The 2020-nt window shown below is 50.9% G+C and carries 1 protein-coding gene; it reads left to right on the top strand.

What is annotated here, in order from left to right:
- Window positions 1-784: 784 nt before the first annotated feature.
- On the top strand, window positions 785-2020 hold a 1236-nt coding region (locus tag BEN48_RS18875; RefSeq protein WP_141764589.1), incomplete at its 3' end, for a hypothetical protein.

Below are 2020 nucleotides of genomic sequence, written 5' to 3'. Positions count from 1 at the left end.
ACGAAACAGCCTGCAAAACTGGATGGCCCTGCACTGGGTGGCCTTCACGGTGCTACTGCTCCGTAAAATTGTCCCGCCTCCCACTTCCTAAACAGCTTCACAGGCAATTATTTCACTGTTTTACCATTCCGGCAGATAAGGGGTTGCCCGGCGCAGCACTATTTGCGCCACCGGCGTGGCGCGGGAGACCATTGCAACGCTGCTAAAGGGAAGTGGTTATGCCCTTGCACTCCCCCATATATGGTCGTTAAAGGGCCAACGCCGCGCGTGGGAAGTACCAGAGTTGGATGAGTTACGGTCATTCGTAGGTCAGGTATGCGAATGATGGGCCATGGCTCGTAGCCGAAGGGGCCAGACGACATCATATAAATGGGTGCTGGGCAGTTGGAGCGAGGCCTCATTGCTGCGATTATGTAGGTCTTGCCTCGCCGTTACCCTTGCCACTGCGGGGATTTGAACCATCGATGAAAGCAACGCCGAGTTGCTGACACACTGCCCTGTCCAGCAGTTCTTCAAGGGCAAAGGAAAGACCAACATCGTGAGGGCCGGCGACTGTTGTTGCGATAACGCTGCGGGTTTTTGGTTAGGGGGTAATGCTGATTTTAGCGCATCCTTGGCTATCCACACAGCTCCAGCCAAGGTCATGATTACTAACAATTCAGATAAAATCAGTTCTATTTAAGTTTTCATATTTTTAGACAAACGCTATTAAATCCGGGACGAAGTGCCATTTACACCAGTTAAAATTCTTAACTTGCGCTTTAATTACAAATAACCCATCAATATGAATTCACTTTTCCTCTCACTGTTTTTCAAAGCACCGAGGACTTCCTCAATTTATCGAAGGGCTGTGCTCATGCTCTTGGGGGCAGTAATGCTGTTTTCAGCCACGGCGCAAGCGCAGAACACGTACAATTGGGTAGGGGCACCCGGAGCGAACTGGGCAGCACCCTCCAGTTGGAAAGGCTTTACTGTCTTGAACCAACTCATAGTAAGCAGGGCTACTCCAACTGCGACGGACATCCTTATTTTTGATGGTATGTCGGCTTCTGTCAATATGGGTGCAGAAGAGGCATTAGTTGGTAATTCCTACAATGCTGGAAAACTCCGATTTATCAACGGCGCAAATGTCACGTTCAACGTTACTACGTCCAACAACACAGCAACTGTTCGCAACATCAATATTGGAGGAGGCCCCTCCGATGGCTTGGTAGTAGCAGCGGGTTCCAGCTTATCGGTATTGGGCACTGGTGCAGACGGTAACTCCAGCAGTGCTAACCTCAACATCATCCTGTCAGGCACCACGGCAACTATTGCCGGGGCTGTGACATTTACCGGTATTGGTGGAAGTAACGCCACCATCACACACAAAATTCAAGGGCCTGCTGGCTCCATAAATTTCGTTAATGGCGGCAGCCTGACTACGACAGGTGATAAGTTAGTTGGCACTCCGTTTGGCACTACTGCCAATACGGCTACATTTTTCACTGGCTCAACGCTCCGGCAGGAAGCAGGCGATGACCCTTATGGACCGGCTGCTTTTATCAGCGGCAGCACCTACCGCTACGTTGCAGGCAATTTCGGCAGCTTTGCTGCCGCACGCACCTACGGCAACCTCGACTTTGCTAACGCAGGCAGCAAAACCATCAGCGGCGCCGTTGCTCTCACCGTTCTCAACGACTTAACCATCAGCGGCGCCACAAGCATCACATCAACCCTTAACAATAGCACTACCATTGGTGGAAATCTGAGCATCGCGCAAAATGCAAGTTTGGCCTTTAGCCCAACAGGCACCACCAACCGCTCATTGGTTTTCAATGGCTCTTCGCCTCAGACTATAGTCGGGCCGGGCAGCCTTAATTTCAACGAAAATGCCATTTTGGAAGTCAACAACGGCAGCGTGAGCGGGCTAACCCTTTCGGTACCACTTGCAATTACCGAGGCAATTCGATTTACGGCGGGGTTACTAAACACCACTTCCGCAAACCCATTGAGCGTGCTGGTAAGCACTAGAATGATA

This window comes from Hymenobacter glacialis, assembly GCF_001816165.1.
GTDB lineage: Bacteria > Bacteroidota > Bacteroidia > Cytophagales > Hymenobacteraceae > Hymenobacter > Hymenobacter glacialis.
The sequence above is the reverse complement of the archived record's forward strand: the minus strand, read 5'-3'. Positions and strand labels throughout refer to the sequence as shown.